A 24,216-nucleotide genomic window follows, 5' to 3' on the forward strand; every position below is an offset into this window, starting at 1 on the left:
CTATGCTCAAGTATATTCCTGCCACCGAACGCCATCATGCCGCACCTGTGCAGTGGCTTAGCAGCTACTTCCTGTTTTCTTTCGCTGATTACCACGAAAAGGATAACATGCAGTTTGGCCCTTTGCGCGTGTTCAACGACGATACCATCGCGCCTAAGTCTGGCTTTCCGCAGCACCCACATTCCGACATGGAAATTGTGACCCTGGTGCTCGACGGTGAGGTAGCCCACGAGGATACCATGGGCAACCGCGCCGTGATAAAAAAGGGCGAAGTGCAGCGCATGACGGCCGGCACGGGCATGGCCCACGGGGAACGCAACGAGACAGATGAAGAGCTGCGCATTTATCAGCTCTGGTTTATCCCCAATCAGAAAGGCTTAAGTCCGAGCTATGAGCAGAAGGATATTGATTTTCTGGCTAGCAAGAATGAGCTGATTCCGCTGGTGTCGGGGCAGAAAGTACTGGAGGATGTGGTGTACATAAACTCCAACTCGACTGTTTATTGGGCTAATCTAGACGCCGAAAAAACCATCACGTTCAAAACGTTTCCCATTCGCAATACCTTTATTTATGTGCGTCAGGGCACTATCTATGTCAACGGCTCCGAGATTGGTCCCAGCGACCAGGCCCGTTTGGTAGATGAGCACGTAGTTGAAATTCGGGGTGAGAAAGATGCGCAGTTTATTCTCATCGACTTGCCGGCCAACGAGGCTAACTATTAGGGAACCTGCCGGACGCTGGGGTGTTGTAAGCGCAGGGCTTCGACGCTGAGCGCTTCCGCCCAACGTCCGGTTATTTTTCCGCTCTATCCATTTGCATGAATAAACCTTTTCCCCAATCCCTGATTCCGGCCGACGACGCCACGCGCCTGCGGACCCTGCATCAGTATCAGATCGTTAATACGACCCCCGAGGCCATTTTCGACGACTATACGGCTTGGGCGGCGCAGCTCTTTGGTACGCCTATCGCCCTTATTTCGCTGGTTGATGACGAGTATGTGTGGTTTAAATCGGTAAACGGCGCGGAAGGCATTCCGGGCCTGCCGCGTCAGGAAAGCATGTGCTCAGCGGCCATTCTGCAGGATGAGCCAGTCATTACGTCGGATTATAAGCCCGAAAGCTGCACCCTCATCAAGCCCGATGTGGCTCAAGCCATTGGCCTGAAGTTTTACGCGGGTGCCGCCCTGCAAATGCCCGGCGGCGTGCGTGTGGGAATGCTGGCCGTTATTGGCCGCGAGTTTCGGGAGATTTTAAATGTAGAGGCGGCGGTGTTAGCCCGGCTGGCTGGCTTAGTCAGCCAGACTATTGAGCTGCGGGCCCGCTATCTGAGTGCCCTGCAGCCGGGCAAATGGGAGAAGGCCCAAGCCGAGCTGGCCGATACGCTGGACGAGAACTCGGCCCTGGCCCGCTACCTGACTTCGCGCAACCAGCGTATCAACTTCGAGGACGAGGAGGTGGCTCAGTTAATTGCGCGACGTCTGGATGGGCTGGCAAAAGTGCTCAAGCGCCGCTTGGCAAAAGCGCCCGCGCTTACAGAAGAGGCGGCATGAAGGAATAACAGCTTTGGCTAAAATACCTTTGCTGCTACTCCAATGAGGGTGACCGCTACCACAGACCTTACAATTTTGGACGGAGCCGGTCAGCAAAGCCGGCTTTTTCGTGCCCAGGCATTATAAGTAGCCAGGGTATCTCAATGGAATGGCCGATTCTTATCGGGTCAACAACTTTATAAAAGGCCCCCAGCAGGATAACGCGGCAGCGGTAGAAGTGCTGCACCATTCTGAGAACTGCTCTAACGTAGGCAAAGCGGCCGATCCGTGGCTTCTGGTGGGTTTTGCCAGACTTTCATCGGTCGGGGTTGAATCTGGTTTATATTTGAGGGATCAGCCTTTGGTTGCTTGCTTTCTGCCCTCATGGGGGGCATTTTGTGGCCCATTTGGCGCTAAAACCTCGCGCGAATGGGCCGCTTTTCTTATATCACCCGCGCCGTCTGGCTGCTCTCGCTTATCAGCCTCTTCACCGATCTGGCCAGCGAGATGCTGTACCCGATTATGCCGCTTTATCTGCAATCCATCGGCTTTTCGGTGTTCTACATTGGGTTGCTCGAAGGGTGGCCGAAGCCACCGCAGGGCTCAGTAAAGGATATTTTGGGCAGTGGTCTGACCGGCTGGGGCGGCGGGTGCCTTTCGTGCAATGGGGCTACGGACTCAGCGCCTTCTCCAAACCCATGCTGGCAATATTGGCCACTCCCATCTGGGTTCTGCTCGCCCGCACCATCGACCGGCTGGGCAAAGGCCTGCGCACCGGGGCCCGCGACGCCCTCTTATCCGATGAAACCACGCCGGAAAATAAAGGCAAGGTTTTCGGCTTTCATCGGTCTATGGATACGCTGGGGGCCGTTTTCGGTCCTGCTGTGGCTCTGGTTTGGCTAGCCGCCCGGCCCGGCGAGTTTCGGCCTCTATTCCTGATTGCGTTCCTGCCTGGTCTGCTGGCCATTGGCATTGCCTTTCTGCTTAAAGAGCGGCGAACTACACCCTCAAACCGTCCGGTTCAACCATTTTGGGCCTCGTTCAGCTACTGGCGGGCTGCTCCGCCCGCGTACCGGCAGGTTGTAGGCGCACTGGTACTTTTCGCCTTATTCAATAGCTCCGATGCCTTTCTGCTGTTGCTGGCCCGACAGCGCGGCCTGTCCGATGCCACGGTGGTGGGCCTTTACATCTGGTACAACGCGGTGTACGTGCTTAGCGCCTGGCCCCTCGGCCACCTCGCCGATAAGCTGGGGCCGCGCCGGCTGCTGGTAGCCGGGCTCCTGCTCTTTGCCGTGGTGTACGGCGGCGTAGCGGTAGCGCACACTACCTGGGCCTTCGCCACTATGTTTGGCCTTTATGGTGTGTATGCCGCTGCCACGGAAGGTGTGGGTAAAGTCTGGGTAAGCAACCTCTGCCTTAAAGCTGATGCCGGTGCCGCCCTGGGTACTTTCTCCGGTCTTAGCAGCCTGGCTGCCCTGGTTGCCAGCGCCAGCGCTGGGCTGCTCTGGCAGTGGCGCGGGCCGGCCCTTACGTTCGGTGTCACGGCAATCGTAGCGCTGGGTGTCGCCGGTTATTTATCCATTGTACGCCTACGGGGGCAGACTGAGTAGTGAAGCCAGAAGCATGCATCTTCAGCAGCTACTGACTCTTACAGTGAAGTGTTGATTGACATATTACCGCTACTCAGACCGGTTGGATTTAGTTTTTATACGCCTGATATTATGGATGTTGCTTTAGGTTTTATGAAGCCTAACTTGGTTTAAAGCAAAGCGAGGAGCCTGGGGGGCTTTTTGCCACCTCACCCAGACTCCTCGCTTCCTTACGCTGATCAAGTGGACGCTACATGGTGTACTTGCGCCCTTTGTTCTGCTCCTTCAGATAGGCCATCAGCGGCTGAAAATAATCGACCATGGCGCGGGCGGATAAGTCTTCGCCGGTCTTTTCTTTCAGCACGGTGCGCCAGTCTTTGCTGGCACCAGGCCGCATGATGTCGGCCAGAAAAGTGCCCACTTCCTTGCTGCCGTAGTAGTTGGTGGCGTGCGGGTCCTGCTTCAGAATTTTCTTGGCGATGTGGTCGTGAAGCTGGAAGAGAATGACGTAGCTAAGGGCGTAGTCGTAGTACTGCGCCGGGTCGTCGTTAATGTGGGTTTTGGTGGCCGGGTCCAGAAAGTTTTCACCGCGCGCGGTGGGCGGCGTAATGCCCTGATACTTTTTTACCAGCTCCCACCACTTCGCGTTGAGCTGGTCGGGGGGCAAATTCTCGGCGTAGAAACTGTTTTCCCACTCGCTCATCACCCCCGAGGCAAACGGCAAAAAAGTCACGTAGTTAAGTGCCTCTTTGAGCAAGGTTTGCGTCTGGTCCGTCTTTGCTGAAGCGGGCACTAGGTCCAGACCTACCAGGAAAGGCTTTTGCGTAGCCGCCAAACCCATGAGGCTGCCCATGGCCTCGTGGTAGGCGCGGTTGGCCCCGCTGCGCAGCAGTACCGGCACCTCGGGGTTGGTGTAGCTCATGAAGTAGTAGATGTGGCCTAGCTCGTGGTGGGTGGTTTCGTACCACTCCGTGTTGGGCTCCACGCTCATCAGGCTGCGCACATCATTTTCCAGGTCCAGGTGCCAGGCCGAGGCGTGGTTGTTCTTCTTATAGTTGGCGCCGGCGGGCAATGGGTACAGGCTGCTCTTTTCGTAGAAGCTGGGGGGCAAAGCGGCGAAACCTAAGCTCTGGTAGAAGCGCTCCGCTTGCTTTACCTGCCACTCAGCGCCTTTTTTGGCTAACACCGCGTCGAGGTTCAGGCCTTTCACGTCTACCATGGCGCTCCAGTCCTGGCCCCAACGGTTGGGCAGCCAGTGAGCAGGCAGGTAATCGGGCACCTGCTTCTGCCCATATTTTTTAGCCAATTCGTAGCGGGCGTAGGTGTGCAGCTCGCGGTAAAGCGGCCGCAGCTCCGTGTTGATCTGCCGTACCAGCTGCATCATCTCCTCCCGCGTAAGACCGTAATCGGAGGCCTGGTAGGTGAAATAATCGGGGTAGCCGAGGGCCTTCACCGTCTCATTGCGCAGGCCGCGCAGGTTGAGTAACCCTTCCTTTAGCGTCGGACCAATGGCTTTGCTGGCTTCCCAAGCGGCTTGGCGCTTGGCGGGGTTTTTCTCCTTGCGCAGCACTTCATCAATATCATTGGTCGTCACCGACTTACCCTGATATTTGTAATCGAAGCCATACAGCTTTTCGACCTGCGCCGTCTCGGCTTTAATACGGCGCGTAACTACGTCGGCAATGGTCTGGGGCGAGTTGGCGGCGTTGTAGAGAGCGGCCTGCAATTGCTTGGTTTGCAGCTCACTAAGTTCCGTCTTGTGCTCTAATAGCTCTCGCAGTCGGGCAATGTTTTCAGTACTACCGGTGAAAGCGGCCATCGCCTGATTGGCGCGGGCGGTGGCCGCCGCATTCGTGGTGTCGCCGGCCACAATGTGGGTATTCGAGCGCCACTCTGCCTCCTGCGACTGCGTATACAGGCGCTGGTATTGGGTGGCGTACTGTTGCAGGAAAGCATCGGCCTGGGCACGCCAGTCGGGTGCTGACGGCTGGGTTGGCGCAGGCGTTTTGGTGGCAGTGCCGGCCGTGGGGGGCATTTTGGCCGTGGGAGCGCAGGCCGTCAGCACGGCGACCGTCAGCAGGGGCAGGAAAGATTTTTTCATTAAGACAAAGCTAAAATTTCAGTTGGATTACCTGCGCGTCCACTTCTGCGTCGCTGCCCGGAAAAGCAAATCGCAGAAAGGTCTGCGCGCACTTAAGATAGGTTGGGACGAGTTGCTACGAGCAGACACAGAGAGCCACAAGGCGTTGTCGGCGCTAAAGCAGTGAGCTGCGCGAAGCCAGTTTACTGGAAAATGCTTCATTTCCTGAAAGTAGACAAGAAATTGGTTGACGGATAAGTAGAATACGTTAACCTCACCACTTTCACTTCTTAGATTTTTAAAACCCTAGGAAAGCTGGTATTCAGGGCATTCTGCTTCGTGTTAATCAATTTTTTAGATGCCGCTGACTATAATCATCATCAGTATAAAGTATAATTTATTAAAACATTTTCTGCTCTTACGAATTAACTGTAGCAAGCCCTAAAATCAGCGATTTAAGTGTGTTTCCACTTTATTAACTGTTTTTATGAAGCTTAACTAGAAAGTCATCAGTATCCCTTGAGTTAAACAGTAACTTGCTAAAATACTACTTGGTGGCATCCCGTTTTGGAGTCTTTTCTAACTACTCATCATCCCGCATAAACCGCCTCATTATCACTTGCAACTTATGACACAAGAGTATTCGCAATTAGAAACTGAATTTCACGCACGGTCGCGGGCTGATGCGACCATCACTGACTTTTTGCAGAATCAAACGCTCGATGGCCTCTGGTACCAGGATCTGCAAACGCCCGCGAGCGAGTGGGTAAACGCTAAATTCTGGCAAACCCTGGGCTACGCGCCCGACGAGGCGCCCACCAGCCGCCGGGACGCCCTGCACCCCGACGAGCTGGCAGCTGACCAGCACTACACGGAAACCTGCACTCAGGACGCGGCTCAGCCCTCCGACCACGTGATGCGCTACCTGCACCGAGATGGCTCCACGGTGTGGATGCGGACTCAGGGCCTAGTACTGCGCGACGCCGCCGGCCGCCCTACCCGGCTGGTGTGGGCGCTACGCAACATCACGAAGGAAAAGCTGGCCGGAGCCTACTCCCAAGAGGTAGCTACCCATTATGGCCAGATTCTGAGCAATCAGTCGGTTTATATCGTCAAAACCGATCCGCAGGGCAACTACACGTACGTCAACGATTTCTTCTACGAGCGCTTCGGCTACGACAACGCCATCCTTGGCACTTCGTCCTTAGCCAGCATTGTTGAGGAAGACCGGCCCAAGTGCCTGGCGGTGGTGATGCAGTGCTTTACCGAGCCCGAAGTACCCCACCAGGTAATTTTGCGCAAGCCTTACGTGGACAACACGGTGAAGTCGAACCACTGGGAGTTCAAGGGGATTCGCGGGCCGCAGGGCGAGGTGGTAGAAATCCTGTGCGTGGGCTACGACATCACGCTCCTGATGGAGAATCTACACAAGTCTCAGCACCTGCTCGACGTGACCAGCGAGCAGAACATCCGGCTGCAAAACTTCGCCTACATCATTTCCCACAACATCCGGTCCCACTCGGCCAATCTCACTTCCCTGGTGCGGATGCTAGCCGAAGCCGAGGATGCCGAGCAAAGCAGCCTGTTTTTGCAGATGCTGCACACCAGCACCGAGCAGCTAGCCGACACCATCGTCAACCTGAGCGACATCGTCACGGTCAACGGCAACGTGAACAAGCCCAAGGAATCCCGGCAGCTGAAGGCAGAAATCGATAAAACCTTAGAATCTTTGAGCGTACTGATCCGTCAGCACAAGATAGCGGTAGAGGTGCAGGTACCAGCTGATATTGCCGTGACCATCGTGCCCGCCTACCTGGATAGTATTCTGCTTAACCTTATCAGCAACGCCGTGAAATACCGGTCGCCCCAGCGGCCGGCGGTCATTCGGCTGCAAGCGCACCGGGAGCCGGGGTTTGTCGTGCTGGCCGTGCAAGACAATGGGCTGGGCATCAACCTGGTAAAAAACCGGGCGAAGCTGTTTGGCATGTACAAAACGTTTCACGACAACGAGGACGCGCGCGGGGTGGGCCTTTTTATCACCAAAAACCAGATTGAGGCCATGCAGGGTAGCATCACGGTGGAGAGCGAAGTAGGGGTTGGTTCCACGTTTAAAGTGTCCTTCAATGAGAACGCCTAAGCTGGTCTATGTGGTGGAGGACAACCCAATAACGTCCACTATCACGGAGCTAGTCGTCAAAAAGCAGCTACACTGTAATCAAGTGCAGAAGTATGCCAATGGGCAGCGGGCCCTGGATCAGCTCCTGACGGTGCTGGACGAGGGCGGCGACGTGCCGGACCTGATTCTGCTGGACTTGAATATGCCCCTGATGGACGGCTGGGAGTTCCTGGCGGCTTTTACCGACCTGCCGCTGGCTACCGGCGTGTGCGTGTTTATTCTGACTTCCTCCATTCACCCCCACGATATTGCCAAGGCCAAGCACTACAAGGAAGTGCGGGGCTACTTTTCTAAGCCACTGGAAAAAGGCAACGTGACGCAAATGCAGCAGCTATTCGAGGAAGCTACCGACTGAGGCCGCCAGAGGGGTTGTTCGTCGCAAATAGCGGCGGTGTCATCCGTCCCGTTGTCTTTCCTCATTCCGTTTAAAAAAATGCCCCCCAGGCCGGAATTTTCCCTGGCTTCCCGGTGGCCCACCCGCATGTCCGTCCGCTACCACCCAACCCTGGGCGACTACCTCGCGGCCAACCGCTGTGGTGCCGCCGAATACGACGACGCGCCCCTGGAACTGGTCGAGGGCGCGCTGCCGCCCGACCTGGTGGGCACGCTGCTACGCAACGGCAACGGGCGCTTCGAGCACCACGGCGTCCGCTACGAGCACCTGTTTGACGGCGACGGCATGGTGGCGCGCTTTCAGTTCGATGGGCAGCAGGTGCGCTACCGCAACCGCCACGTGCGCACGGCCGAGTACGTAGCGGAAGAAAAAGCGGGTCGGATGCTCTACCGCAGCTTCGGCACCAACCTGCCCGGCGGCCTGCGGACCAACTTCCTGCGCACGGCTTTCAAAAACACGGCGAATACTAGTCTGGTGCAGCATGGGGGGCATTTATTGGCTCTCTGGGAAGGCGGCCTGCCTCACCGCCTCGACCCCGACACGCTGGCCAGTCAGGGGCGATTCGACTACGAGGGCGTGCTGCGTAACCCCTTCTCTTGGCTCGACCGGCGCATCTCGCCCGAGCTGCCTTTCTCCGCTCACCCTAAAGTACACCCCGAAACGGGCGTGCTGCACAACTTCGGGACGGTAGCCGGAAGCCGCCACCGCCTGGTGCTGTACGAAGTGAGCCCGACGGGGCAGGCCCGAATCGCGCAGGTGGTGCCCATGCCCGCCGCCACCTTCGCCCACGATTTCCTGCTGACCAACAGTGGACACCAGATTTTTCTGCTGACGCCAGTAGCTTTCGATGTGCTGCGGGCGTTTTCGGGCCTGGCCTCGCCGGCGGCTTCTCTGCGCGTGGACCGCACCCAAGCCACGCAAGTGGTAGTAGTAGACCCTACGGGTAAAGTCCACCGCCTGCCCACGGAGTTCGGCTTTGTGTTTCACTTCGTGAACGGCTACCAGGACACCGACGGTACGCTGGTCGCCGACGCGCTGCTGCTGGCCGATTACCCCAGCCCCGCCGCCCTGAAAGAGTACCTGACTGGTCGCGTCCCCGATGACCAGCCCCTGGCGCGCTTCGTGCGCTTTCGCGTGGATTTGGTCAATGGCACCGTCACCCGGCAGGCGCTGGCGAAGCACGAGGGCGAGTTGCCCGTGGTGAACCCTGGCTGGGAGGGGCGGCCCTACCGGTATACCTGGGCCATCGGCCGGCCGCCAGGGCATCCGTTGCCGCTGCTGGATCACCTGATCAAGCTGGATTGGCGAACCGGGGCTGCCCGCCACGCTTACCTGCCCGGTACCCTGTGCAGCGAGCCCGTAGTCGTGCCCCGTCCGGCCCCGACGGGCGACCCCAGCAGCCCGGAAGATGACGGCTACCTGCTATACCTGCGGTTTGTCGCTGCTTCCTGCACCACGGAGCTAGTGGTAGCCGACGCGGCCGACCTGCGCACGCTGGCCCGCCTGCGGCTGCCCGATAACATCCCCCTAGGGTTTCATGGGTTGTGGTTACCAACCTGAAGCTGATATGAACGTGCTGGAATAGAGTGGACAAGGCGCCTTTCTCATTTAATAAATCACATTCTCCATACAAGCGAAAGTATACTCGCAGCTATTTTCGGCACGCTATTTAGCAGTCCAAAGCCGCTGAACTCAATAAACACTCCCGGTTGGCGTAACCTTCGCAACACACTTTTTTGTTGCTTACTACTATAAACATTTCTTCTATACAGCATCTATACCCTGCCCATTGGGGCGTGTAATTCAGTACTATGAGTCAATTTAAACTAACGTATGTAATTGAGGACAACCCAATTACTGCTGCTATCACGAAAATACTGTTGGAAAAAACCCAGCGCGCCGGGCAGGTACAGCTGTACGGCAACGGGCAACGGGCCCTGGATCAGCTCACGGCGGCGCTGGACGAGGGCGGCGACGTGCCGGACCTGATTCTGCTGGACTTGAATATGCCCCTGATGGACGGCTGGGAGTTTCTGGACGCGCTCGGTTGCCTGCCGCTGACCCAACCCGTCTGCGTATTGGTCCTGACTTCTTCCATTAATCCCGAAGACCGCGCCAAGGCCGCGCGCTACCCAAACGTAGGGGGTATTTTGCTAAGCCGTTGGACGTCAGCGGCGTGATGCAGATGCTGTACTTGCGCCGCGCCGCCAGTGGACCTCTTTCGGTTGCGCCTACTATTCCTTCTGGCACTTCCCTGCACTATTTAGTTTACCAGAGCAGGGCCACGGCTCCGCTGGGAGAAGCCGAACTGGCGCGCCTGCTCACCCAATCCCGGGCCTATAATGCCGCCAACGGCCTGACGGGCGTATTGTTCTATAGCCAAGGCAATATTATGCAGCTCCTGGAAGGTTGCAAAGCCAACGTGCGTGCGGTCTTCACCCGCATTGCCCGTGACCCCCGCCACACCGGGGTCGTGACGCTGGCCGACGGTCCGGCAAGTCAGCGTCTGTTCGACCAGTGGTCGATGGGTTTTCGGGCGATTAAACCCACCGATTTTCTTTGCCTGCTCGGTTATATCAACCCAGATGAACAAGCTTGCCTGACTCAGGAGCCAGCCCAGGCCGACCCTAGTCTGCACATGTTGCTGGCGAGCTTCGTAGCCGACAGTGAGTTGTCGTACTAGGTAAGCGGCGCGTGAATTTCAGTGTGGCCTCCGTTACAGACTTTACGCAGCCTGCTCTTGCAGCAAATGGCAGTCCTTGTACTTCTTACCGCTGCCGCAAGGGCAGGGGTCGTTGCGGCCAAACTTGCGCCGACCACGCACGGTTTTCAGCCATTCGCGCGGATCGACGGTAAAACGCAAAAACCGCTTCTTGGGGTTTTGACGCAGGGCGCGAGTAAGAAGTTGATACAGCTCGGGGTGATTTTCCTGGAGCTTTTCCGGCTTCTCGAAGAAATACTCAGTTACAACCGCGAAAAACTCGGCTTCATTAGTGCCAGCGTAGGAGTTAATGTCGGATTTGCCGTCGCGAATGGCTTCGATTTCGCGCTGCATTACCTCGGCCCAGGGCTGAAGCAGCTCGGGGGGCAAAGCCATTGAGGGTACGCCATCTATCACACCGTCGGCCTGATCAAGTAGGTGGGCAAACTCATGGATGCCCACGTTTTGCTTGTCCAGCGAATCCTTAAAGCCCTGCTCCAACGACGACTTGGAAAGGTGCATGTAATGAGACGTTTGGAAGTTTCGCACGCTGCCGAGTAGCTGGCCTTGCAGCGGCGTTATTTCCTTGTTTGGGTCGCGGGCTTCCCGCCAGGCATCGGGCACAATAAGCACCTCGCTCAGATTTCCGTATTCCCAGTCGGGAAAGCCAAAAACAGGAATGATAGCCGATGCGGCCACCAGTACCCTTGTCGTATCATCTACCTCGGTCTGAACGCCGGTGATGAGCGTTTGGGCCAGAAAAACCTGCACCGATTTCTCAAAACGCTGTTTTTCATTCTTGGTCAGTGACAGATAGAAAGCCACCCGTTCCATCAGAATGCGGCGCCACTCTATCGGGAATTCTTCGGCCAACGCCTCCGTCCGCACGCGCGAATCGCGGGTGATGTAGCGGTAGAATATAAAGATCAAACCACCAATGATGGCCAGAAAAATAGCGTAGCTCATGAGGTTTTAAGCAAAGAAACAGGCCTCGTGTACGCATTAGCGTCTTTAGTAGCTAAGCTGGGGGGCTTTTTTCTTGCTGCTTAAGTTAAACTTCCATAAGAAGGAGCAAAGCGAACCACGTTTTCACTGCTTATCGGATAGCTACTCGTTAATCGCAGAGGGTTGGTAAATCGGGGTTTTGGGCGAAGTCCAGCATCTGCTCAAGTTGGGACAGTGTTACGCGGTCGGTAGATAAGTTTAAGTGGTGTAGTTCTGCGCGGTGGACCCAACGTACGCCCGTCGTTTCGGGTGTGTCGGCTTGCAGGCTGCCGCCTACTATATCACAGAGAACGAACGCTTTGTATACGTACCAGGGCTGCGGTGGGTGCGGGTGCTGTTTCTTGTCGAGCAGGGCCAGCAGGCGTACCGCCCGGGTTTCAAGTCCTGTTTCTTCCCATGCTTCCTTTACGGCCACTTCAAAGGGCGTGTAGCCCACATCAGCCCAGCCGCCGGGCAGCGTCCAGCGGTTTTCGTCAATCTTTTCCCGCACCATCAGGATTTCCTCGGAGCCGCGAAATAGTACCGCCCGCACGTCTACTTTGGGAGTAGGATAGCCTGCTTCGTTGGCGAATATAGCAGTAAGCTTTGGAACTGGCTCGTCTGCCAAGCTGGCCATCAGCTGGAGGCTAAGCGCGTGTACCTCCTGGTAGCGCTCGGCGTCATAAGCATTGGGCGCATACGCTAAGCCTGCCTGCGCCAGCGCCTGCAAGCGTTGAGCAACAGTCAGCCAGTCGATAGTAGTCATTGGATGGAGTTTTGTCTAGCTCTAATTTAACTATGGATTGCCTTTAGAAAAGGCCCTCTAAAGCTCCGGCAAGAAAGGTTGCAGCCGTTCCCGCAGCAACTCCTGAAGCACCGGATCCTGAAATTGGTACTGGTCGGGGATGCGTAGGCAGATGAGGGGCTTGCCGGCGAGCTGGGGGGCAAATTTCGCACGTAAACGCTCGGTATGGCGGCGCTCCATCACGAAAATAATATCGGCCCAACCCAGATGCCCAGCCGTAACGCGCACTCTAGCGCCCGGCTCGGTGCCAGCCGAGCGGGCCTCGTAGCGCGGGTGGTCGTCGAACAGGCGTTCGGCCGTGAGGCTGCGCCACCGGTTTTGGCTACAGATGAAGAGAATTTTCATACTACCCAACCCCAGATTTCCGTTTGAAGAAACGTTGCGAGTAGCGCGAAGCTTCTGCTTCGCGTATGGTTAGATAACTCGCGTCGGGGGCTTTTTAGCACCGTTGTTCAACTAAACAACGTTACGCGAAGCGGAAGCTTCGCGCTACGATTCCCCAAGCTATAGCCGAGCGCTACATCACCACCGACACCCGAATCTTGCGGCCTTTGATTTTGGCACCCGTTACGCGCTGAACCACATCCTGAGCATGCTGGCGCGGCACGGCCACGTAGCTATAGTGGTCGAATACTTCGATGTGCCCCACAGACTCGCGCTCCAGGCCGCCGTGGGCCACAAATGTACCCACCAAGTCGTGGGCACTGACCTTGTCCTTGCGGCCCGCCGAAACGTGGAGGGTCACGTTTTCGGGACGTGGCGCTTTGGGCGCGGCGGGGGGCAAAGCCGGCGCGTGCATGGTTTTCCACTGAATCTTTTCGGCCACGGGCCACTTCTGCACGTGGTTTTGCTCGTGGGGCGTGGCCAGAATGTGGGCCGTACCTAGGGCACCGGCGCGGGCCGTACGACCGGCGCGGTGCTGGAAAGAGTCGGCTTTGTCGGGCGCGTCGTACTGGATGACGGTGTCGAGGGCGGTAACGTCGAGGCCGCGGGCGGCTACGTCGGTGGCTACCAGCGCCTGAGCCGAGCCGTTGCGCAGCTTCATGAGGGCTTTGTCGCGCTCGGGCTGGGGCATTTTACCGTGTAATACTTCGGCGGCTACGCCCCGGCCAACCAGGAAACGGGCCAGCTCCACACACCGGTCGCGGGTATTGCAGAAAATGAGGGCGCGGCCGGTTTCGGGCTGATGGAGCAAGTGGAGTAGGGCAGCGGGCTTTTTCTCAATGGGACCTACCTGGCCCAGCAAGGTCAGGTTTTCGGGCAGCTCATCCGTGTCCTGGCCGGCATTCACCACGCGCGGCCGGGTCAGGTTAGCCCGAATCAGGTTCAAGACCTTATCCGACATCGTGGCCGAAAACAGCATGGTCTGGCGGCGGCGGGGCAGGCGCTTAATGATTTCAACCAGCTCATCCTGAAAACCCAGCTCCAACAGCTTATCGGCTTCATCCAGAATCAGGGTTTTAAGCTGGTTAGGAATGATGGTGCGTCGCTCCAAATGGTCGAGCAAGCGGCCCGGCGTGGCTACGACTACGTGGGGCGTTTGCTTCAACGATGCCGTTTCCTCGCGCATAGCGTGGCCGCCGTAAAAGGCCGTCACGCGCAGGTTAGGGAGGTATTTGCCTAGTTTTTTGAGGGCATCGCGCACCTGCAGGGCCAGCTCGCGGGCGGGCACCAGCACCAAGATTTGCATGGTGTCTTGGGTTACATCAATGTGCTGAAGCACAGAGAGGCCGTAGGCCGCCGTCTTGCCCGAGCCCGTGGGCGCTTGACCCGCTACGTCCTGACCAGCCAGGGCCATCGGAATTACTTCCGTCTGCACGGGCGTTGGAGCGGTAAAATTCAGCTCTTCGAGGGCTTGGAGCAGCGGGGGCGCGAGGCCGAGGTCGGAAAAAGAAGTCATAGAAAGCACAAAAGGATACCACAAAGGTAGGCAGCCCGCGGGCAGCAGCCGCAACCCTTTTCTGGGGCACCTCGTACCTGCGCTCCGTACCTTTGCACTAGCAGGCACGTATCCTGCTAACAAAAAAGCCCCCCAGCCACTTTAAAGGTCAGTTGAGCAGGCCCGGTGCCGCTGAACTTACCCGCGTAGTGAGAAGAACGAAGTTGTGATTACTCAGAACAGAACCCAACACCCCACCTCATTACTTACCCCAACACAGGCCCCGCTCACGAGCGGGCTCGTGTGGCTGATGGCCATTACCTGCGGCCTGGTGGTGGCGAATATTTATTACAACCAGCCACTGCTGGTCGAGATTGGCCGCACCTTTCAGGTGTCGGATAGCCGGGTGAGCCTGGTGGCGACCATCACGCAGGTGGGCTACACGCTGGGCTTGCTGTTTGCCGTGCCGCTCGGTGATAAAGTAGAGCGTAAAGGACTGATTTTGCTGCTGCTGCTGTGCGCGGCGGCTTGTTTGGCGGGCGCTGCCTTGGCACCGTCCTTCGCGGTGCTGGTGGCCGCCAGCCTCCTGATTGGCATTTTTTCAGCCGTGCCGCAGCTGCTGGTACCCATGGCCGCCTCCCTGGCCACCGACGCCGAGCGGGGCAAAGTGGTAGGCAAAGTGATGAGTGGTTTGCTCATTGGTATTCTGCTCTCGCGCACGCTGAGCGGCTACGTGGGGGCGCATTTTGGTTGGCGCACCATGTTTGGTGGCGGTGCCCTGCTGATGCTGGTACTGGTAGCTGTTCTGGCGCTGCGCCTGCTCCGCAACCAGCCATCTTTCAACGGCACCTACGGCAGCCTCATGAAGTCTTTGTTGACGCTGACCCGCGATCTGCCCACGCTACGCCGCTCCTCACTGGTGGGGTCATGCATGTTTGGCGGACTAACCGTTTTCTGGACTACGCTGGTGTTTTTCCTGGAGGGTGCACCTTATTATTATTAGGACTTACGCACTTGCGGGGAGCAGGGCAGGAATGAGGGGCTTGGCGAGCAGCTGGCTCAAGTAGGGAGCCCATTGGTGCTGGTGGGCCTGATAAATCGTTTGGGCCGTTGATCGGGCAAACTCGCGCAGGGACACCCACGCCAGGTAGCAGCAGGCCAGATGGTTGCGCTGGGCCTGGGCACGGCGGCACTGGCATTTCTCGGCCCCGGTCAGCTGCTTGAAGCTGCGGTGAAACTCTTCCACCTGCCAGCGGGTGCGGGTGGTGGCCTCGACCAGCGGTTGGGTAAGCGTAAAGGCGAAGTTGTTGGTCACGACCCATTCAATGTCGCCGTTTGGGGCGACCAGCCGGAACAAGCGCACCGCAAACGGCACCTTCTGCAAGCGTACTTCCAAGCCGGTGCTCCACCCACCCGGCGGCGGGGCTACGTCGGCCAGGGACTGGTAGCCCCCTCTTTGCTGGCACTCACTAACCGGTTGCTTTTCAGGGTCGTGAAAAACGTCCAACCGGCCCGCTGAATCAGCTTCAGGTTGTCGCTGCCGCTGTACCAGGCATCGAACAGGAGCGTGCGGGCCTGAATTTTATTTTCCGCCACGACGTGGGCGAACATGGCCTGGAAATGCTCGTTTTTGGTCAGGCCATCCAGCTCCGGGGCATAGACGCGGTAGTCCAGGGGCAGAAAATCCCCGGCCTGTCCGCTGCTGTGGACCAGGTTAACCAGGCAGATGCCGGTGACCAGGCCATGTTCGTTGCCCGAATACTGGCGTTTGGCTACTTCAATGAAGCGACTGTAGCGCTTGTCCTGCACGCTATCATCGACCAGCAAAAAGGCCTCCGGCGAGTCGTGGAGCAAGGGCAAGACCAACTCGCGCAACTGCGTGGGCGAAAACGAGCTGCGGCGCAGAAATCGGTTCACTTGATCGTGGCTCACCTGCGACAGGTGCTCGGCCAAGTGCGTACACGTATAATTGCGGGGCGTACTAAGCAGGTACTCGATGTAAGTCGCTTGCGTCACCATAAAGCCAGGCTTTTTCTCAAGTTACTACTAAGTGCGTAAGTCCTAATTATAAAAGCGACGTAGTAGGCTTTTTCGGCGTGATTGGCGCCTGTGGAGCACTGGCGGCGCCCTTAGCAGGCAAGCTAGCCGATAAGTGCGGCTCCGACTACGCCTTGAGTATGGGCATTCTGCTGGCGCTGGGGGCCTATTTGCTGCTGGGCGTAAGCGGCGTGTATCTGGTGGGGCTGATTATAGGCGTTATCATCCTGGACGTGGGCCAGCAGGTAACGCACATCTCCAATCAGTCGCGTATTTTCTCTCTGATACCCGAGGCGCGTAGTCGCCTGAATACGGTGTACATGACCAGCTCTTTTGTTGGCGGGTCGCTAGGGTCGTTGGCTGGTGGGTTTGCGTGGGCGCATTGGCAGTGGCCGGGCGTGTGCACTATAGGCTTGCTTTTTGTAGTGACGGCCTTTCTGATTAACCGTTTTTATGGCCGTAGCTAGGTCTGGGGGGCTTTTTTATCCCTTTATATTTTTCACGCCGTCTTCGCTGATATCGACTAAGTGGTAGCGCACCGCCGACTTTTTGGGCTTGATATCCATGCCGACGTAGTGAGCATACACCTTTGTAAAGCAGGCGCCGAAGTAGAAAATCATCGCCGAGTAAAACACAAATAGCAGCACGAGCACAATACTGGATGCGGGCCCATAGATGGGACCTAAGTTGTGGGGCACCAACAAATAGCCCAGCAGAATTTTGCCAATGTTGATGCAGACGGCCGTCAATAATGCCCCCGAAACACCGCTCGCCACGGAACGTGGGCGCTGCTCAGGTTGCGAAATGTGACCGCAAACCAGCTGGACAAGATCAGTAGGGAAGTTACCATACTCAACCCCTGAAATAGGTAATAGCCAAACGTGGCGTCGAAGTCGCGGGTGTAGTCGGCCAAGAAAGCCAGCACGGCATCCGTCAGAAAGGCCAGCAGCGTAAGCAAAGCAGTGGCCAGCAGCACGCCCAAAGAACGAACCCGCTCGTGCAGCACCTTGTGAAACTGATCTTCATTACGTTGGGGTCGCACTTTCCAGAGCTGGTTGAGGGAGTGCTGAATAACCACAAATAGGGTAGTGGCTATAAAAACCAAAAAGGCCGACCCCAGCCACGTCATCAGGCGGCTGCGCTCAATATTGCCCACGTTTTGCAGAATCTGCTCCACCAGACCCGCCGCCGGGAGCCCAAGCAGTTCCGATAACTTGTGCAGCAGCATGCCGCGCACCGTGGAGGCCGAATAAATGGCCCCCAGCACCTGAATGAGGATAATCAGGATAGGTGGGAGAGCAAACGTGGTAAAAAAGCCGTAGCCGCGCCCAAACGCAAAGGGTCGTTGGCGCCCAACTCGCGGGCGGCACGCCGGAGCAGGACAAAAAAATCGGTCCAGACTTTGCGCCGGGGCTGACCCGGCTCGCGTACTTTTGTCATGCGCCTCATCTAGTCAGTTTGCGGCCACACTATATACGCTCTCTGCGGCGCCCATCGAGAATGCTAGCGGTTCAAATGGGTAAAGAATTCGCCCGCACTGGCTCCGGCTTTGAAAATAAAATAAGCGGAAAGAATGCACAAAGCATCCTTCACGGGCTTCTTTTCAAGTAAATGAGCATAGCTACTCAGGTCTTTCATAATAAGTTGCCGTGATGTATGAGTGAACAAATAATTCCGCAGGCATCACCTCCCGCTACATCCCCCACGCCGGCCCGTGCCAATTGGCTACGCCGTCGGGTACTCACGCCCTTGCTTAGTTTATTGCAGCAAGGACTTTCACCTACGCAATTGGCCCTCACGGTGGCCTTGGGGGTAGCGTTCGGCCTAATTCCAGTTTTAGGCATAACGACGCTGCTTAGCACATATGCGGCTGTACGCCTGCGGCTGAATGTAGCGGCCTTGCTACTCATCAGCCACCTGATGAGCCCTTTACAGCTGCTCCTGCTTATTCCGCTGCTCCAATTGGGAGCCCGCGTCGTGGGCGATGGTACAGATACTGAGCTAACCCTGACGCAGTTGCAGCACTTGCTTAGCACCGACTGGATGGAAGCGGCTCGTTTGCTCTGGCGCGCCAGCTTGGGGGCTTTTTACTGTGGCTATTGGGCTCCATAGTAGTGGTGCCCAGCCTGTTCTATGGGTTGCGGCCAGTATTTGACCGCATAGCTCGCCAGAAGGCGAAGTAACCCTTTCCGGCTACTCGCTGCGCTTATATATGGGCTCGTTCTGATAGAAGTAATGACTCAGCGGCTCCTCCGACTCGGGGCTAATAAGCACAATATCAACGAACTGGTGGCTGGCATCGAGGTGGTGCTGAATAACGGCCCCTATTTCCTGTAGAAACGCAGTATCATCACCTTCCACCTCGAAGCCTAGCAGCAAACGAGCTGGCTCCGGGCTGTCGGGGAGCTGCATTTGGGCCAGGTAGATAGCCCGAATCAGCGGCTGATTGGCGGCATACGTGCTCAGCGATCCTACCAGAGCTGAGGGAAACTCAGCAGGTTGGCCCAAGAGCACCTGGGTATCGGGTGAGATCTGGTGAGCCGGGGCTTCAAACAGATTGCCAGCTAGTAAGTCTTCTAGCTCATTTGCCATCAATAGCTTGCCCAAGCTGGAAAAAGGATTCAGCGCACAGTCTGCGCCTTTAACCATTTGAAACAAATCGAAGCCCGACAAACGCAGGTAAGGCACTTCCTCCTTTACGACGCTGCTATCGTTAATGCGCCCCGGAGACGTAAAAACCGGAATTTTGCCATCGTGCAATACCTGCAGCTGCACTTCCATATTTTCCGTCACAGGAATTTCGCCGCCTAGCTGGCCTTCCTTGGGCTGGGTCAGCACCAGGACATCCTCCTGCAGCAACGCCTGGTAAAAACCGGGGCGGGCATCAGGGTCGGCGGCGGCATGCAACAGCATCTCTTCGAGACGGTTGACAGGCTCGAACGCGGGCATTGGGGGGGCGGGGGCGGGAGTACGGGCGCCGGGGGTGGAGGCGCTACGGGCGAGGTAAAATTGGCGCCTTTATAGCGCGGACCAGTAGCCGGCGTTGCGCTGGCAGGTGTAGGGGCGGCTGGCGCTGGGGTTTCAACAGATTGTTTATTGAATTTCAGAAAGTCGAACAGACCCATAATTCTAAAGTAATTTGAGATGGCAAGCTAAGGAGGAAAGCTGAGGATAAACGCGAAAAAATAGGAGCAATTCTTTGCTTTGAGAGTAGAATACAGCGTATGAAACTTGTAAATCAGCGAGTTATGACGGTTTCAGCTTTCGCAAGGCCAGCAAAATGAAAGATGTGACTATGTGATTCTGCCGCCTGAATTCAAGCTACTGCCCGTCGCTGCCGGCGCAGGCCTGAAGCTGCTGCGATACCTCCCGAATCGTGTACGGCTCACCCTTATTACCCCATGACGACTGCACAAAGTTCAGCAGGTTAGTGATTTCTGAATCGGTCAGGTCTTCGTGGCCGGGCATCACCTGGTTGAACGCAATGCCATTAACGACCATCGGCCCATTCACTCCGCGGCGCACGAGGCAGGCCAGTCCGTTACGGTTTTGGGCCACGTAGTCGGCGCCAGCTAAGGGCGGGATGAGGCGGCGTAGCCCTTGACCTTCATCGCCGTGGCAGTGGGCGCAATGCTGAGCATAGAGGCGTGCACCGGCATTCTGACGCTCCGTGAAGCAGCCGGCGGCCAGTGTTCCGGCCGCCAAAAAGCCCCCCAGCCGCAACCAAGCTGCCGCGCGCCACCTCATAGCGCGGCCTGGGAGGAGGTTTCGGCTTCCTCTTTCAGCAGCACCGGCAAGTCCTCGATGAGGCGAGCCACTTCATCAGGGTTCATACCATCATATAGGCCCCGCACACGGCGCCTGGAGTCAACGAGCGTGAAGGCTCCGCTGTGCGCGAAGCCCCCGGCTACGGTCGAGTCTTGTTGGGCCGGCACGTAATAGGCGCGGGCCAGACTGAAAATAGTATCGTGGGAAGCGGTAGCGAAGTGCCAGCGACTAGCATCCTGAATGCCTAGGCGTTGGGCATAATCGCGCAACACGGCTACCGAATCGTGCGCCGGGTCGATGGTGTGAGAGAGGAAAAGTACCCGCGGATCATCCTTAAACTTCTCGTACACGCGCAGCATCTCGCTCTGCATTTTGGGGCAGATGCTCGGGCAGGTTGCGAAGAAGAAATCGGCCACGTACACCTTATTTTTGAAGGTGTCGTTGGTGATAGTGGCGCTGTCCTGGTTCGTTAACGTGAAGCTGGGAATGGTGGCATAGAGCGTATCGGCCGGACCGCCATCAGCACGCGGTACTACTTCACGCTCACCTAGATAAGGGAGGCGGTCAACAGCAGCGGTATCGGGTTGACCCTGGCAGGCGGTGAGCAGGAGCAGAGCGCCACTGCCCACTAGTATGCCGGCCCGGCGGGCGCGGGTTAAAAGGGAAAACATCATTTGGAGGAAGGATTAGACGAATTACCAGCCTGAGCATCAAGCACTAGCCGGGCCGAATCGATGCTGGTCCGCATCAGGCGGCCCACGGAATCGATTTTGTGCTCCTGAGCGGCAAAATAGACCATCACTTGCTCATGAGCCACCGTGTCGGCGGGACGACGGTACTGGTGCATCCAACCCATCATGGCCGCGTCGGCCCGGAGCAGGGAGCGGCGCCGGCTTCCGGCTTCGGTGGTATCAGGAAGAGTGGCGCGCTGAAGCTGCTGGCGCAGGGTGTACAGCTGATCCATCTGGGCCATAAACTCATCGTGCTTGGCCATAACGGCTTTCTCAGCGGCTTCGGCCTGCTGCTCCTCGCTTTGCAGCGACAGGCAGGAGGAGAAAAGCAGAACGCCCAGCAGGCAGCAAAAGGAGATAGTATGAGGAAATTTCACGGGGCAAAAGTACGGCACGGATGCTTGCGCTGCGCCTATTTACCTTGCTAACAAGCCAACCAGCAAAAACTCTCCCCGGATGAGAATTTAGGTGGCAAGGAGGTTTGGCGCAGCCAGAGTACGGAAGCCTTGTAGCTAATCACAAAAAAATAATATTTAAAAACAATTTTACTTATTAAACTCCCGGCTATATATAGCGAGCTATATTATAAAGGCTCTCACCTGTAGGCCGGTGATTATCTTTACTGCCGCTCCCTCGCCTACCCGCCCCTATTGCTGCTTCTGAGGTTTATTTTCTGCTCTCACGGCTGAAAAGGACATACTATGGTCTTTTTTGCCGGGTATGAGCAGCAATCCTATTGTTCGCGCTCGGGCTTACCCCACACCCCATTGCTCCGCTTTGTTTTAGCCAGCCTCTTTGAGGTGCCGGGGCGTAGTGCGCCCTAGCGTATCGTCTGATAATGCAAGTGAATTCTAGTTTCTAGTACGCGTTCGTTTATCTCTTTCAATCGAAGCTGTTTAGAAAGTAGTCGTTGGTCAACAGAAACGCAAAGGACTCCCACAATACGGGCGAAATTTGGGGTGCGACCCACCTCATCTCACCTGCTTCATGGAAGTCCTGCCCAAAGATATTATTCGTACCTGGATTCTGCCACATCTGCCCCAGTCTCCCATTGGTCGCCCTAGTCGGGTGGACCCGGTCGAGTTGCTTGAAGCGCTGCTCTACAAACTCAAAACCGGCTGCCAGTGGCGCTATTTGCCGGTTAAACAGTTCTTCACCGGTGCCATTGTGACTTGGCAAGGCGTATATGCCCGGTTCAATAAGTGGCGCAAAGATGGGTCGTGGAAAGTAATGTGGCTAAACGTGTTACGGCGCAACAAACACCTGCTCGATTGTTCCAGCGTGCAACTCGACGGCAGCCATACACCGGCCAAAAACGGTGGGGCGGCCGTGGGCTATCAGGGGCGCAAAAAGGCCCGCACCACCACGGCCCTGTTCCTGGCCGACAATCAAGGCCAGCCCCTGGCTTGTGCGACCCCGCAAGCCGGCAACCACCACGACAGCTACCGCTTGGCGGTCTTGTTTGAGGAGTTGTGCGTACTGCTCGAAGCGGCCGGCATTGCGGTAGCTGGGCTGTTTTTAAACGCCGATAGCGCCTTCGATACCACCGAGTTGCGCCAAGCTTGTGCCGCCCGTGACATCGAAGCCAACATCGCCCGCAACCGCCGCGCCACCGATTGGCAAACGGCTGATGACACGTTCTTTGACCCCGAACTCTACCGTCGGCGCGCCGTGGTGGAACACGCCAATGCCTGGCTCGATAGCTTCAAAACCTTACTCGTACGCTATGAAACCAGCATCGGCAACTGGCTGGCGTGGCATTGGTTGGCGTTCATCGTCCTGTTTTTGCGAAAAATCAACCCTAAACCGACTTTCTAAACAGCTTCATCTTATCCTTTTTATCGTATGAAAAAGCATTACCTGTTACCCGTCGCGTTAGGGCTTACTGGCCCACCCTTAAATTGGCTGAAATACCCGCAACTTGCCGTCCGTAGCGGTGCTATGGACTTGCTGCTCCTACTCGGGGCCTGCGAGAAGCCCGACCTGGAGTCGGGCGAGGCCGGTGTAGCGGCCCACACCAGCCAAGCTGACCTCAACGCCAAAGGCAAAGACAATCCCTTCACAGTGGAAGTGATGCGCAAAGCCCTGAAGAATCTCCAATCCGGCAAAGCTGACGGCAGTTTTTCCACAATGGTTATCGAAGCGCCCACCCATACCTACGTGCGCCTCAAGCCCGCCGACACCGACCAGCTGGCTGATTTGGAGGATGTGGGGTTACAACTCTCCTTCGAGCCGCTGGATGAAACGGTGGCGGCTAATACGGTTGTTGACTATTCCGCGGCCGAGATTCCTTGGGTGTACAGTGCCGTGCCGTACGGCGTGGAGTTGCCCTACCACATTCAACGCGAGACCCTGGAGAATCTGTATCTGTTCAATGAAGACGCGGGCGACGAGCAGGATGAAGACCCTTGGCAGCCGGAGCCTACGCCTTGCGAGCCGGTATGGGACTATGGCTGCCGCTGCTACGTTGAAGTTCCCTGCCAGCAGGTAGCCCCGTCCGCCCCGAAGCGCAACAATACCAAGGCGGCCACCGAGCAACTGAAAAAGGCCGGTGTCTCGCCCCTGGCTCTCTACAACGAAGCCATGCGCATTACCGGCCACAAAGAGGAAATTATTGAAAAGCCCGCACCGGGGGAGGTTACCATTCAAGCTACTCGTTATTATCCGAGCGGCATAGTTCGGGTGTGGGAAACCGAGTTGCGAGCGAACGTACCCCTCCACCGAGTTAATGTAATTACTCGGCGCTGGTTTAAGATGGACAACGACTTCACGAACGACAACGGCTATTTCGCCGTGAACACTGGCTATCGGGATAAGGCGCAGCTATTCGTTCAGTTTAAGAATATGTTTGCTACTACTCGGGGTTATACGAATACTTTTACTACGCAGCCTTGGAATGCTGTGCTGCCCATTCGCTACCCACTAGGCACGTACGAAAAAGGACAGATGGAAGGAATAGGCCCCACGTTTATGTACGATGCGAATGCTAATAGTCAGAATGCTTTAGCGTGGGTGGCCGCCACAACGTTTAACGCTTTAGTTGATGCTCATACGTTCTCAGCCGCACGAGGCATTGCGCCGCCGCCCATGGGACTCAACATCTGGCTCTCATCCACCATCACTGAGCTTGCCTCAGCGCCTATGCTGCGCCGAATCACCTCTACTTCCCTTATTTCTCAGGCCCTGGATAGATATCTTTCCTTCACGGGTGGTCCGTTGGCAGTTGGACTCAAGAAGCTGATCCAACGGCAGCTACCAGACATTACCTGCCGTTACGGTAGCAGTACGAACGCGCCCCGCCAAAGCGGTGATTTACACGACACGTTCTACCACGAGTTGGGCCATTCTCAGCATTACGGTCAAGTAGGTAATAACTACTGGACGGCGTACATCGCGTATGTATTGACCTACGGGAATACAGATAATCCGTACGGGCAAAAAACCGATCCGGGAGCCAGTAGAATTGCTATCAGTGAGACCTGGGGTAATTATACGGAGCGGCTTTTTTAAACGATAAGTATCGAGGAACTACTCGGGCGAATAT

Annotated in this window: 23 protein-coding genes and 2 pseudogenes; 13 read left to right on the forward strand and 12 right to left on the reverse strand. The window is 56.7% G+C overall.

The window, feature by feature from the left end; translation table 11 throughout:
* Nucleotides 1-2 precede the first annotated feature (2 nt).
* From MKZ35_RS18935 to MKZ35_RS18945, 3 genes are all read left to right on the forward strand, one after another.
* Nucleotides 3-722 carry a pirin family protein gene (locus tag MKZ35_RS18935; protein ID WP_482514809.1) on the forward strand — a complete coding sequence of 240 codons (720 nt, stop codon included), beginning with the start codon at nt 3-5 and terminating at the stop codon, nt 720-722.
* Between the two features lie 95 nt (nt 723-817).
* On the forward strand, nt 818-1,549 hold the full coding sequence (locus MKZ35_RS18940; protein ID WP_482514810.1) for a GAF domain-containing protein: 732 nt from the start codon (nt 818-820) through the stop codon (nt 1,547-1,549).
* A 560-nt stretch (nt 1,550-2,109) separates the two neighbouring features.
* Complete coding sequence (locus MKZ35_RS18945; protein WP_482514811.1) at nt 2,110-3,138, forward strand: MFS transporter; 1,029 nt, start codon at nt 2,110-2,112, stop codon at nt 3,136-3,138.
* Nucleotides 3,139-3,367: 229 nt separating this feature from the next.
* On the opposite strand, the gene MKZ35_RS18950 is transcribed toward MKZ35_RS18945, so the two are convergent.
* On the reverse strand, nt 3,368-5,218 hold the full coding sequence (locus tag MKZ35_RS18950) for a M2 family metallopeptidase (RefSeq protein WP_482514812.1): 1,851 nt from the start codon (nt 5,216-5,218) through the stop codon (nt 3,368-3,370).
* A 607-nt stretch (nt 5,219-5,825) separates the two neighbouring features.
* Here MKZ35_RS18950 and MKZ35_RS18955 point away from each other — a divergent pair.
* The 5 genes from MKZ35_RS18955 to MKZ35_RS18975 all read left to right on the forward strand — a co-directional run bounded on the left by MKZ35_RS18955 (nt 5,826) and on the right by MKZ35_RS18975 (nt 10,450).
* Nucleotides 5,826-7,334: a sensor histidine kinase gene (locus tag MKZ35_RS18955; protein ID WP_482514813.1), complete on the forward strand. Its 1,509-nt coding sequence runs from the start codon at nt 5,826-5,828 to the stop codon at nt 7,332-7,334.
* Nucleotides 7,321-7,728, forward strand: coding sequence for a response regulator (locus tag MKZ35_RS18960; protein ID WP_482514814.1), 408 nt, complete (start codon nt 7,321-7,323; stop codon nt 7,726-7,728). The genes MKZ35_RS18955 and MKZ35_RS18960 overlap by 14 nt, the downstream gene beginning before the upstream one ends.
* A gap of 126 nt (nt 7,729-7,854) precedes the next feature.
* Nucleotides 7,855-9,327, forward strand: coding sequence for a carotenoid oxygenase family protein (locus MKZ35_RS18965; protein ID WP_482514815.1), 1,473 nt, complete (start codon nt 7,855-7,857; stop codon nt 9,325-9,327).
* 251 nt (nt 9,328-9,578) lie between these two features.
* Complete coding sequence (locus MKZ35_RS18970; RefSeq protein ID WP_482514816.1) at nt 9,579-9,947, forward strand: response regulator; 369 nt, start codon at nt 9,579-9,581, stop codon at nt 9,945-9,947.
* The gene (locus tag MKZ35_RS18975) at nt 9,929-10,450 is read left to right on the forward strand and encodes a BLUF domain-containing protein (protein WP_482514817.1); all 522 of its coding nucleotides are present in this window, start codon (nt 9,929-9,931) and stop codon (nt 10,448-10,450) included. The genes MKZ35_RS18970 and MKZ35_RS18975 overlap by 19 nt, the downstream gene beginning before the upstream one ends.
* 42 nt (nt 10,451-10,492) lie before the next feature.
* Here MKZ35_RS18975 and MKZ35_RS18980 read toward each other — a convergent pair whose 3' ends face one another.
* From MKZ35_RS18980 to MKZ35_RS18995, 4 genes are all read right to left on the reverse strand, one after another.
* Nucleotides 10,493-11,434 (reverse strand): zinc-dependent peptidase, encoded by a 942-nt coding sequence (locus MKZ35_RS18980; RefSeq protein ID WP_482514818.1) that lies wholly within the window; start codon nt 11,432-11,434, stop codon nt 10,493-10,495.
* A gap of 148 nt (nt 11,435-11,582) precedes the next feature.
* The gene (locus MKZ35_RS18985) at nt 11,583-12,218 is read right to left on the reverse strand and encodes an NUDIX hydrolase (RefSeq protein ID WP_482514819.1); all 636 of its coding nucleotides are present in this window, start codon (nt 12,216-12,218) and stop codon (nt 11,583-11,585) included.
* Between the two features lie 57 nt (nt 12,219-12,275).
* A complete protein-coding gene (locus MKZ35_RS18990) occupies nt 12,276-12,602 on the reverse strand; it encodes a low molecular weight protein tyrosine phosphatase family protein (protein ID WP_482514820.1) in 327 nt (108 codons plus the stop codon).
* A 172-nt stretch (nt 12,603-12,774) separates the two neighbouring features.
* Nucleotides 12,775-14,157: a DEAD/DEAH box helicase gene (locus MKZ35_RS18995; RefSeq protein WP_482514821.1), complete on the reverse strand. Its 1,383-nt coding sequence runs from the start codon at nt 14,155-14,157 to the stop codon at nt 12,775-12,777.
* 205 nt (nt 14,158-14,362) lie between these two features.
* Here MKZ35_RS18995 and MKZ35_RS19000 point away from each other — a divergent pair, with 205 nt between their 5' ends.
* Nucleotides 14,363-15,139, forward strand: coding sequence for an MFS transporter (locus tag MKZ35_RS19000; protein WP_482514822.1), 777 nt, complete (start codon nt 14,363-14,365; stop codon nt 15,137-15,139).
* Nucleotides 15,140-15,142: 3 nt separating this feature from the next.
* On the opposite strand, the pseudogene MKZ35_RS19005 reads toward MKZ35_RS19000, so the two are convergent.
* Nucleotides 15,143-16,155: pseudogene (locus MKZ35_RS19005) on the reverse strand (IS701 family transposase).
* A 77-nt stretch (nt 16,156-16,232) separates the two neighbouring features.
* Here MKZ35_RS19005 and MKZ35_RS19010 point away from each other — a divergent pair.
* Nucleotides 16,233-16,640 (forward strand): MFS transporter, encoded by a 408-nt coding sequence (locus MKZ35_RS19010; protein WP_482514823.1) that lies wholly within the window; start codon nt 16,233-16,235, stop codon nt 16,638-16,640.
* A 15-nt stretch (nt 16,641-16,655) separates the two neighbouring features.
* Here MKZ35_RS19010 and MKZ35_RS19015 read toward each other — a convergent pair.
* A pseudogene (locus tag MKZ35_RS19015) lies at nt 16,656-17,440 on the reverse strand (YihY/virulence factor BrkB family protein).
* A 14-nt stretch (nt 17,441-17,454) separates the two neighbouring features.
* Entirely contained in the window at nt 17,455-17,613 is a 159-nt protein-coding gene (locus MKZ35_RS19020) for a hypothetical protein (protein WP_482514824.1), read from the reverse strand.
* Nucleotides 17,614-17,829: 216 nt separating this feature from the next.
* Here MKZ35_RS19020 and MKZ35_RS19025 point away from each other — a divergent pair, with 216 nt between their 5' ends.
* On the forward strand, nt 17,830-18,285 hold the full coding sequence (locus MKZ35_RS19025; protein ID WP_482514825.1) for a DUF2062 domain-containing protein: 456 nt from the start codon (nt 17,830-17,832) through the stop codon (nt 18,283-18,285).
* Between the two features lie 81 nt (nt 18,286-18,366).
* Here MKZ35_RS19025 and MKZ35_RS19030 read toward each other — a convergent pair whose 3' ends face one another.
* From MKZ35_RS19030 to MKZ35_RS19045, 4 genes are all read right to left on the reverse strand, one after another.
* Nucleotides 18,367-19,122, reverse strand: a complete 756-nt coding sequence (locus tag MKZ35_RS19030; protein WP_482514826.1) for an enhanced serine sensitivity protein SseB C-terminal domain-containing protein — start codon at nt 19,120-19,122, stop codon at nt 18,367-18,369.
* Between the two features lie 372 nt (nt 19,123-19,494).
* Nucleotides 19,495-19,920 (reverse strand): c-type cytochrome, encoded by a 426-nt coding sequence (locus MKZ35_RS19035; protein ID WP_482514827.1) that lies wholly within the window; start codon nt 19,918-19,920, stop codon nt 19,495-19,497.
* Nucleotides 19,917-20,615, reverse strand: a complete 699-nt coding sequence (locus MKZ35_RS19040; protein WP_482514828.1) for an SCO family protein — start codon at nt 20,613-20,615, stop codon at nt 19,917-19,919. The genes MKZ35_RS19035 and MKZ35_RS19040 overlap by 4 nt, the downstream gene beginning before the upstream one ends.
* Nucleotides 20,612-21,049, reverse strand: a complete 438-nt coding sequence (locus MKZ35_RS19045) for a hypothetical protein (RefSeq protein ID WP_482514829.1) — start codon at nt 21,047-21,049, stop codon at nt 20,612-20,614. The genes MKZ35_RS19040 and MKZ35_RS19045 overlap by 4 nt, the downstream gene beginning before the upstream one ends.
* Nucleotides 21,050-21,659: 610 nt before the next feature.
* On the opposite strand from MKZ35_RS19045, the gene MKZ35_RS19050 reads away from it, so the two are divergent.
* Nucleotides 21,660-22,490 (forward strand): IS5 family transposase, encoded by an 831-nt coding sequence (locus MKZ35_RS19050; RefSeq protein WP_482511268.1) that lies wholly within the window; start codon nt 21,660-21,662, stop codon nt 22,488-22,490.
* Nucleotides 22,491-22,517: 27 nt separating this feature from the next.
* Nucleotides 22,518-24,182: a hypothetical protein gene (locus tag MKZ35_RS19055; protein WP_482514830.1), complete on the forward strand. Its 1,665-nt coding sequence runs from the start codon at nt 22,518-22,520 to the stop codon at nt 24,180-24,182.
* Nucleotides 24,183-24,216 lie beyond the last annotated feature (34 nt).

The organism is Hymenobacter sp. R533113, assembly GCF_056835965.1.

What these genes read in the sequence shown, in the direction of transcription:
- MKZ35_RS18935 (WP_482514809.1), top strand. Translation starts at nt 3, where the DNA reads ATGCTCAAGTATATTCCTGCCACCGAACGCCATCATGCCGCACCTGTG.
- MKZ35_RS18940 (WP_482514810.1), top strand. Translation starts at nt 818, where the DNA reads ATGAATAAACCTTTTCCCCAATCCCTGATTCCGGCCGACGACGCCACG.
- MKZ35_RS18950 (WP_482514812.1), bottom strand. Translation starts at nt 5,218, where the DNA reads ATGAAAAAATCTTTCCTGCCCCTGCTGACGGTCGCCGTGCTGACGGCC.
- MKZ35_RS18955 (WP_482514813.1), top strand. Translation starts at nt 5,826, where the DNA reads ATGACACAAGAGTATTCGCAATTAGAAACTGAATTTCACGCACGGTCG.
- MKZ35_RS18960 (WP_482514814.1), top strand. Translation starts at nt 7,321, where the DNA reads ATGAGAACGCCTAAGCTGGTCTATGTGGTGGAGGACAACCCAATAACG.
- MKZ35_RS18965 (WP_482514815.1), top strand. Translation starts at nt 7,855, where the DNA reads ATGTCCGTCCGCTACCACCCAACCCTGGGCGACTACCTCGCGGCCAAC.
- MKZ35_RS18970 (WP_482514816.1), top strand. Translation starts at nt 9,579, where the DNA reads ATGAGTCAATTTAAACTAACGTATGTAATTGAGGACAACCCAATTACT.
- MKZ35_RS18980 (WP_482514818.1), bottom strand. Translation starts at nt 11,434, where the DNA reads ATGAGCTACGCTATTTTTCTGGCCATCATTGGTGGTTTGATCTTTATA.
- MKZ35_RS18985 (WP_482514819.1), bottom strand. Translation starts at nt 12,218, where the DNA reads ATGACTACTATCGACTGGCTGACTGTTGCTCAACGCTTGCAGGCGCTG.
- MKZ35_RS18990 (WP_482514820.1), bottom strand. Translation starts at nt 12,602, where the DNA reads ATGAAAATTCTCTTCATCTGTAGCCAAAACCGGTGGCGCAGCCTCACG.
- MKZ35_RS18995 (WP_482514821.1), bottom strand. Translation starts at nt 14,157, where the DNA reads ATGACTTCTTTTTCCGACCTCGGCCTCGCGCCCCCGCTGCTCCAAGCC.
- MKZ35_RS19020 (WP_482514824.1), bottom strand. Translation starts at nt 17,613, where the DNA reads ATGACAAAAGTACGCGAGCCGGGTCAGCCCCGGCGCAAAGTCTGGACC.
- MKZ35_RS19025 (WP_482514825.1), top strand. Translation starts at nt 17,830, where the DNA reads ATGAGTGAACAAATAATTCCGCAGGCATCACCTCCCGCTACATCCCCC.
- MKZ35_RS19030 (WP_482514826.1), bottom strand. Translation starts at nt 19,122, where the DNA reads ATGCCCGCGTTCGAGCCTGTCAACCGTCTCGAAGAGATGCTGTTGCAT.
- MKZ35_RS19035 (WP_482514827.1), bottom strand. Translation starts at nt 19,920, where the DNA reads ATGAGGTGGCGCGCGGCAGCTTGGTTGCGGCTGGGGGGCTTTTTGGCG.
- MKZ35_RS19040 (WP_482514828.1), bottom strand. Translation starts at nt 20,615, where the DNA reads ATGATGTTTTCCCTTTTAACCCGCGCCCGCCGGGCCGGCATACTAGTG.
- MKZ35_RS19050 (WP_482511268.1), top strand. Translation starts at nt 21,660, where the DNA reads ATGGAAGTCCTGCCCAAAGATATTATTCGTACCTGGATTCTGCCACAT.
- MKZ35_RS19055 (WP_482514830.1), top strand. Translation starts at nt 22,518, where the DNA reads ATGAAAAAGCATTACCTGTTACCCGTCGCGTTAGGGCTTACTGGCCCA.